This window comes from Microbacterium sp. P2_F9 (assembly GCF_056403635.1).
The window spans coordinates 1-9,035 of record NZ_JBFUFC010000155.1; the positions used below are offsets into that span (position 1 = coordinate 1).

Annotated in this window: 1 protein-coding gene; it reads left to right on the plus strand. The window is 68.9% G+C overall.

Going from position 1 to position 9,035, the window contains the following annotated elements; translation table 11 throughout:
• The coding region (locus AC1DVT_RS14785) for a hypothetical protein (RefSeq protein WP_477389786.1) at window positions 1–9,035 on the plus strand (9,035 nt) is incomplete at both ends.

Sequence of the window (9,035 nt, forward strand, 5' to 3'; positions counted from 1 at the left end):
CGTCAAGGGCCTCGAGGTGCGCGCGACCACCGAGGCCGGCTTCAGTGCGACGGCGAAGGACGCCCTCGTGAACGTCTCCGGGGCCACCACCGCCGCCGTGACGGATGCCATCGTCACGAGCGACACGGACGTCAGCGTAGAAGCGCGCGATGCGAGCTCGCTCGCTGTCGAGGCGGGCGACCAGGTGCTCATGCCCGAGACCCCATTGGTGACCGCGACTGGAGTGATGGCGTGGAATCGGCTCGACCGCACGGTCTCAGCCCGCGTCGCCCACTCCGACGTCACCGCACTCGGCGGGATCGAGGTCCTCGCCGTTGGCGAGCCGCTGCTGACGGCGACGACCACGGCGGCGTCGATCGCACAGCGCGACACCGCGATCGTGACGAAGGATCTGTTCGCTGTCGCCGGACTGCTGGCCATCAACGTTCTCACCGGCTCGGTCGTCGCCGAGGTCATCGGCGGCGAACTCGACGCCGACTCGATCCTCATCTCCAGCGACAGCCACAGGGCCCGGATCGACGCGACCTCCGATGTCTCGGCGGTTGCGGCCACCGGGACGATCTCGGTGGACAACCTGCCGAAGCTGACCCTGAGCGCTGCGATGGCGATCAACCTGATCGGCTGGTCGGTGGAGCCGGTCGCGCTGGGCGCGGTGCTCGCCTTCGCCGAGGCGCTGCTGGGCGTGGACTTCGCGCTCGCGGCGCCCTGGCGGATCGCGGCGACGGCTACCGACGCGCAGCTCACTTCGGCGCACGACATCGTCGTCTCGGCCCTGTCCGCCGAGTCGATCAACGCCACCGTGAGCAACTCCGCACAGTCGACCTCGAACGGGATCGCCTTCACGTTCAGCGCCGGCGCAGGGCTCGTCATGGCGAGCAACAAGATCCTCGGCGACACCCGTGCGGTCATCGAATCGACGACCTCCACCCGCATCCCGGTCGACGCCGGCGGACTCCTGCGCATCGCCGCCGACCACGCCGCCGGCATCTACTCGAACGTGCAGCTGACGACCGGCTCGGTCACCACCAACGACGGCGGCTTCCACGCCTTGAGCGGCCTTCTCACCCTCCCGGCCCACGACCACCTCTCCACCGAGACCGGCCCCGTGATTCTCGATCGCGGCGATACCGTGCTCATTCCGATCGGCGCGACGACCGACACCTATACGGCCGAACACGCCATCTTCGATCAGCCGAGGACCCTCGTCACCGACGACATCGTGCGGCTCGCGGGCGACTACGGTACGGCGCGCCACAGCACCTCGCTCGGCATCCGCTACGTGCTGCACGGCGACGTCGTGCTCGTCGAAGCCGGCCACGACGCAGGCGGCGACTGGGAGACCCTCTATCGGTACCTCGGCAGCAGCGCTCGCATCGACCTTTCCGTGGAGGACTTCACCGTCGAGAGCCGCTGGGCGATCATCGGCGGCGACGCCGGCAGCGCGTACCGCTACCTCGGCAGCGGTGAAGAACTGGATCTGAACTCGGTGGACTACTCCGACACGGACCTGTGGGTGCGGGTCGCCGACAGCCCGCTGAGTGTCTACACCTGGATGGGGCCGGATGACTGGGAGGTCGACTTCCTGACGACCGACTTCCTCGACCTCGGCTGGTGGAAGCCGGTGCGCCCGAGCACCGTGTTCCCGTCCGGCTTCAACCTCACCAACTCGCACGCTGTCGCGATCGCCGCCGCGATCGTCCTCAACGACCTGCGCAGCGACGTCACGGCGGCGCTCACCTACGCCGGCGCGACCTCTGACTCGCTCACTGTCGAGGCGATCGAGCAGGCGCTCATCCGCGCCGATGCCGACGTGACGGCCTCCGCCTCGGGCGGCAACAGCATCACCGGCGAGGGCACCGCGCTTGCCGCCGGGGGCATCATCGCCACCAACCGCGTGCTCGGCGGCGCGACGGCGAACGTGCTGTGGAGCACCCTCGACGTGGTGACCGACATCACGGTCCGCGCGCTCCTGCGCGCCGAGATCGACGCGTCCGCGCGTGCCGCTCTGACATCGGGCGCTCAGACCTTCTCCGTGGTCCTCGCGTTCAATTCGATCGGCTGGAACCCGACCGCCTACTTCTTCGAGACGCTCCAGGCGATCCTCGGCTCTCCGGTCATCGGCGGCCACACCGCGTACGGCAACGAGCACCCCGCCGAGGCACGGGCCCTCGTGCAGCAGAGCAGCCTTCACGCCGGGGGAGCGGTTAACGTCGTCGGCGATGCAGCGGCCACGATCTCCGCCTACCTGGGCAACGACGCGACGTCGTACCCCGCCGCGCTGTTCGGTGCCGAGGGCCTCTCCATGAACGGCGTCGTGGCCTCGAATCGCGTCTCCACCGGCGCGTTCGCCCAGATCGAGGGCATCACCCCCGCGGACTGGACGCTCGCGAGCCCGCCTGCCGCGATCGAGCCGGGCGACGTGGTCAACACGCCTGGGGGCAGATTCCAGTGGACCGGACTGGAGCGCGGACCCCCGGCATCCAACGAGAACTTCACGGCTCCCGGCTGGCGCCGGATCGACGACATCGTCTCGGTCGTCACCTCCGAGTCCCTCACGGCAGATGCCCTCAGCGCAGCGGTCATCGGCGCGACCACGACCCTCTTCTCCGAAACCGCCCCCAACAACGACGCAGGCTCGGGCCTGATCAACCGCTACCTCGGCGATCAGCTCGACGACTACCTGTACACCAGCAACTCCGGCACCGTGACGCTCGATCTGGGAGATCGCGTCTGGGCCGACGATCAGGTCTTCGAGTGGATGGGCCAGGACGGCACCTCCGTCCTTCTGGCGGACGCGGACTTCGCCGATCCCGAGCTGTGGAAGCTCCTCACCGCGACCAACCTCTTCACGAGTTCGCTCGCCTACGCTCTGCTCGGCGAGATCGGCACCCGGCTGAACAAGCCCAAGGTCGGCGCATCCGCCGGCTACTTCGGCCTCGTCGTGACCAACGACCTGCGCTCGACCACCCTCGCTTCGATCGTCGACACGACTGTCGACGTCATCGCTGACGTGACCGTGCGGGCGACCGATGTCACGTCCCTCACCGCTCAGGATTCAAGTACCATCCTCGCGTGGGGCGGCGGCGGCGGCGTCCTCGCGATGAACGCCATCCTCGGCAGCGCCCAGGCGCTCGTGACCCGCAGCCCGATCACCGCCGGCGGCGACCTGCTCGTGCAGGCCTCGCAGTCCGGTGACGCCGTCGCCGCGACGCAGACGCACATGGAGGCGTGGGACGCCTTCACCGTGATCCTCGCCTTCAACTCCTTCGGCTGGACCTCGCAGAACCTGCTCTCCTATCTCGTCGAGGCGATCCTGGGTGTATCGGCCGCCGACATCGCCGACCGCTTCGGCACCGGCTCGAACCCCGTGGTCACCGCGACCTTCGGTGACCAGCAGCCGGCGATCGCCCGCGCCGTCGTCACCGACTCGACCCTCGACATCGGCGGCACCATCACCGTCACGGCGATCTCGTCCACGATCCTTACCGCCCTCGGCAGCAACGAGAACATCGTCTCGGCCGCGGTCGACATCACGTTCGGCGCTGCGGGCCAGAAGGCCGACAAGAAGACCGGCAAGGCCGCGGGCTACGGTGCGAGCGGCACGGCCGCGGGCATCCTCGTCGCGACGAACAAGGTCAACAGCCTCGCCGAGGCCGAGATCATCTTCACCGGTCCGGCGCGCGGCACGGTCGACGCCGGCGGCGACGTGACGATCAGCGCATCCGACACTGCGGGCATTACCGCCACAGCCACGGTGATCCAGGATGTCGCGACCTCGAACACCCTCGCGGGCATCGCCGACGTCCTGAACCAGGTCGTCATCCCGGGCGACTACGACTTCACCACCGCGTCGGGCACCCGCACGATCTCGTCCGGTGAGACCGAGCCCGGCGAAGAATCGCTCGGCAATGGAACGCATGTGCTCCTAGGGCAGAGCTGGATCGACACCTGGCTCCAGGCGCACCCCGGTGTGACGACAGCGCCATTCGTGGCCGGCGACATCTACGAGTACTCCGGTCCGACCGGGGCCATCGACCTCGGCAGCGTGACCGCGGCGGACTTCAGCGATACGACCAAGTGGACGCGCATCGTCGCCGGTTCGGACGACGTCGGGCGGTTCTACCCGGAGATCGGCAACCTGCTCCCCTCGGACGCCCGGTCGGTCGGCATCCTGGTCATCCTCAACGACGTACGCAGCTCGGTCGCCGCGAAGCTGACGAATGCGACACTCACGGCGCCGAGTCTCACGGTCACCGCCACCGACGATGCGTGGCTCGTGGCCGATGTGCTGCTGAACGTCTCGGCAACCGGCGGCAGCTTCTACGGCACGGGCGACGTGCTGAGCGTCGCCGCACAGATCGCGACAAACCGGGTCCTGGGGTCGGCGACAGCGCTGGTGAAGAACTCGGAGCTCCATCTCGAGGGCGACCTCATCGTTACGGCGACCAACAGCGCCCTGATCGACGCGACGCTGCTGACCTCGGCGTACAGCGGCGCGGACTCCGTGGGTGTCGTGCTCGCGTTCAACACCGTCGGCTGGAAGTCGACGAACGTGCTCTTCAACGCGATCGACGCGATTCTGGGCGACCCCGTCATCAGCCATCTGCTCGGTGAGGAGCAGCCCGCGGTCGCGAGTGCCAAGGTACTCGACACCGTGGTCGTCGCCGGCGGAGATGTCAAGGTCACGGCGATCAACGCCGCCGGCATCAACGCCACCGTGAGCAACGCGGCCACGAGCGAAGCATCGGCACTCATCGACGCGAAGAGCAGCGCCGTGGGCGTCCTCATCGCGAGCAACAAGGTGACAGCCGGTGCCGAGGCGAGCATCGAGAACACGCCGGGAACCGCGACCGAGGATGTCACCGCGGGCGGATCGGTCGAGGTCATCGCGACCGACGCCACCGGGATCTTCGCGAACACGCTGCTGGTGACCTCTTCGAGCACCCTTAATGACGGCGGAGCCTCGGTCGCCCAGGGCTACTTCAACGACAACGCCGTTCCCTCGATCTACACCTCGGCCGAGGGCCAGCGACTGCTCGACCGCGGCACGACAGTTCGCGTCGCGGCGATCGAAGAGGACTTCACGAGCTCCGACTCGGACGTGGACGTCGACAACGGCATGATCGTCCGCGTCGACGACGGCTACGCCGATGCGCGCTTCACGACCTCCTCGGGCGTGCGGATCGTCGTGACCGGCGATGTCGTCGAGGTCGAAGACGGCTACACCGAGGGCGGGGATGCCGGCACCTACCGCTACATCGGCGGCAACGCGCGCATCGACCTCGGCGCGCAGGACTACAGCGACACCACCCTGTGGGTGCCGATCGCGGGCGAGAGCGGCCGGGCCTACCGATACCTCGGCACCGACTCGCTGACCGACGCAGACCTCTCGCTCATCGACTACACGGACGCGTCCCTGTGGGTGCCTCTCGGCGGCGACGAGGGCGTCGTCTACGAGTGGATGGGGCCGGACGGCAGGCTCGTCGACCTGGGGAACGCCGACTACAGCGATCTCGGCTGGTGGAAGCCGCTGCCGCAGACCAGCATCCTTCCGCAGGGACTCAATGTCACAGGCTCGGACGCGATCGCCGTCGGCGGCATCGTCGTGCTCAACGATGTGCGCACCCACGCCACCGCGCGCATCACCGGTGTGACGGTCACGGCCGCGGGCGTGCTGGTCCAGGCGCTCGAAGAGGCGCTCCTGCGAGCTGTCACCGACGCGTCGGTCGTCTCGTCGGGCGGTGCGTCGTTCCCTGACATCGAKGGTGACTCGATCGCCGTCGGCGGAGTCATCGCGACGAACGTCATGCTCTCCGAGGCGCGGGCCTCGATCGCCGGCGGCGCCATCACCACGACGGCCGACGTCCTCGTCGACGCCGAGAACGTCGCACAGCTCGACGCGGTGACGAAGGCCGCCGTCGCCTCGGCCTCGCAGAACGTCGGAGTGACCCTCGCGTTCAACTCGATCGGCTGGAAGTCGCAGAACTTCCTCTTCAACCTCATCGACGCCATCATCGGCACGCCCGCCCTGGCCGGGGCGCTCGGCGGACCGCAGCCCGCGACCGTAGATGCCCGCATCACCGGCACCACGGTGATGGCCGGCGGCGAGGTCGCGGTCATCGCGGTCAACGCGGGTGTCATCAACGCCGTGGTCTCCAACGAGGCGGCTGCGGTCGTCGTCATGGTGTGGGGATCGAACGCCACCTCGGTCGGCATCGCGGTCGCCAAGAACATGGTGAACGTCCAGACGAGTGCCGTGCTCGACGCCGCCGGCACCGCCATGACCGTCACGGCTGGGGGCGACGTCACGGTCACCGCCGACGAGGTCGCCGAGATCTCGGCCGACATCAMGCTCGACGTCCTGGCCCAATCGGTCAACGACCCGACCCTGCTCGTGGCCGGTCTCATCGAGGCGGCGCTGCTCGACTACACCCATACCTCGCATTCGGGCATCGTCGACCTGCACCACGGCGAGACGGTCCGCGTCGCGGACGACTACGCCGATTGTGCAGAGGACTGCGCCGGCATGGTCTGGGAGTACACCGGCACCGACGCCGCCGGTATCGGCCTGGACCTCGGCGCTGTCGACTACAGCACCGGCTCCTGGGAGCGTCTGCTCCGCGACGAGATCTGGGACATCCCCTTCATCGAGCGCGTGCTCCAGTTCGTGCAGACCCTCGAGACGGTCTCGACCGCGGGCGGCGGCCTCGTGGCGCTCAACGACGTCCGGGGCGGCGTCGCCACGGCGATCCTCGACGTCGACGTCGACGCGGGCGGCGCACTGACGGTGGCGGCGACCGAGCGAGCTGCGCTCACGGCGATCATCACGAGCAGCATGATCGCCTCCGGGGGAAGCGGCTCGGCCGCCTACGGGGTCGTCATCGCGACCAACCTCGTGCTCAGCAGCGCGCACGCGACCGTGACGGATGCCGCGCTCGTCGCAGACGACGCGCTCACGGTCTCCGCGGCCAACACCTYGGCCATCATCGCGACAATCTCTGCGGTGACCGAGACGGCAGGCGTCGGAATCGGCATCACCCTCGCGTTCAACACGATCGGGTGGGGCTCGCAGAACATCTTCTTCAACATCGGGGATGCCATCGCCGGCACGGACATCGGCACCCCCATCCCCGCCGAGACGGTGGCGTCGGTCACCGGTTCGACGATCGACGCCGGTGGAGATGTGGCCGTCACGGCCACCGGCGCCTCGAGCGTCGTCGCGCACATCCGCAACGCGATCGTCTCGGTCAACATCGCCGTCCCCACCGGGGGAGGCGAACCCGGCGAGGAAGACCCGGATGCCGTCTCCGTCGTCATCGGCGCCGTCATCGCGATGAACAAGGTCAACTCCATCACCCGCGCCGAGATCCTCGCCGCCCCGGCCATCGATGCCGTGACCCCGTCGGTGAGCGCGGGCGGCAACGTCGCCGTCACGGCTGATGACCTCGCGTCGATCGACGCCTGGGTCGAGGCGCCCGTCACGGCGGTCACGATCGGTCTCACCGACGGCGAGACGGCGAGCATCGGGGTGGGCCTCAGCCTCGCCCGCAACGACATCCGGGCGGCCACGGACGCCAAGCTCATGAACGTGCCGTGGGCGCGGGGTGCTGGCGCGGTCACCGTCGCCACCACCGGCCACTCGGTCATCCACGCCACGTCGTCGGCATCCGCGATCACGGTCGCGCTGGGCATCCAGGGCGCGACAGCCTTCAGCGGCGGCGGCGCCGTCGCGATCAACTCCATTCAGGGGCGCACCAACGCAACGATCGACCACAGCCGCGTCGACGCAGCGGCCGGCGACCTGAAGATCACGACGGACTTCTCTTCTGCAATCACGGCGGTCGTCGCGGCGATCGCGGTGGCGGTGGGTGTCGGGATCGAGACGAGCGCCGCGATCGCGATCGGCATCGCGGTCGCGCGCAACCTCATCGGCTGGGCGCAGTACGCGAATCCCACGAACTTCGATGTCACAGGCTCCGCCCTGCCGATCCAGGTCAAGGCGCTGGCGATCGACGCCGACCTCCACGCGAGCGGCGATGTGATCTTCCGCGCGACCAACGGGTCGTCCATCATCGCGACGATCAACGCCACTTCGGTCGCCGTCGCAGCCTCCACCGAAGTGGCTGTCGCCGTCGCGATCGGCGGTGTGTGGGCCGACAACATGATCGGCGCCCGGGTCGAGGCATCCGCCACCCGAACCGCCGTGCACGCGGGCGGCAAGCTCGACCTCACCGCGAAAGACACGTCGACCATCACCGCCGACGCCCAGGGCGTCTCGGTTGCCGCCAGCCTCTCCGGTCAAGGCGGCGGCGCGGGCTCGGTCGGGCTCTCGCTCGCCCACAACACGATCGACTCCCAGGTGCTCGCGATCCTCTACAGCCCGGGCGTCGTCGTGGCACCCGGCGGCATCCGCATCACCGCGACCAACGACGCCKAGATCCTCGTCAAGGCCATCGCGGTCGCCGTCTCGGTCAGTATCGCCGGCGGCTCGGTGGCGGTCGCCCTCGCGGGCGGCGGCGCCGAGTCGACCAACCGCATCCTCGCGACGACCCGTGCCGGCGTCGTCGGCGGATCGCTCGGCACAGTCGCGCTCCCAGTGAGCGAGGTGGTCATCGATGCCGCCTCGACCGGCAGCATCCACGCGCTCGTCCTCGGCATCGCCGGATCGATCGCGGCCGGCGGCGGCACGTCGATCGGACTCGCGCTCGGCATCTCGGTAGCACGCAACATGATCGGCTGGGACGACACGGCGGTCAGCACCACCTACACGTCCAACCAGACCGTCGCCGGGCTCAACTACGGAGACACCGTCCGCGTGCACGGGGGAGTGCTCGACGGTGAGGCCTACTCGTACCGCGGCCCGCCGGTCACGCACTCGGTCGACCTGTCAATGGTCGACTTCACGGATCCCTCCTCGTGGGAGTGCATCGGACTGACACCGGGCGCGGCGGCCACTGAGGCGGTAATCTCGGGCGCCGACGTCTACTCGACGGGCGCAGTGTCCCTCTCCGCCACCTCTGCTCAGATCATCGAGG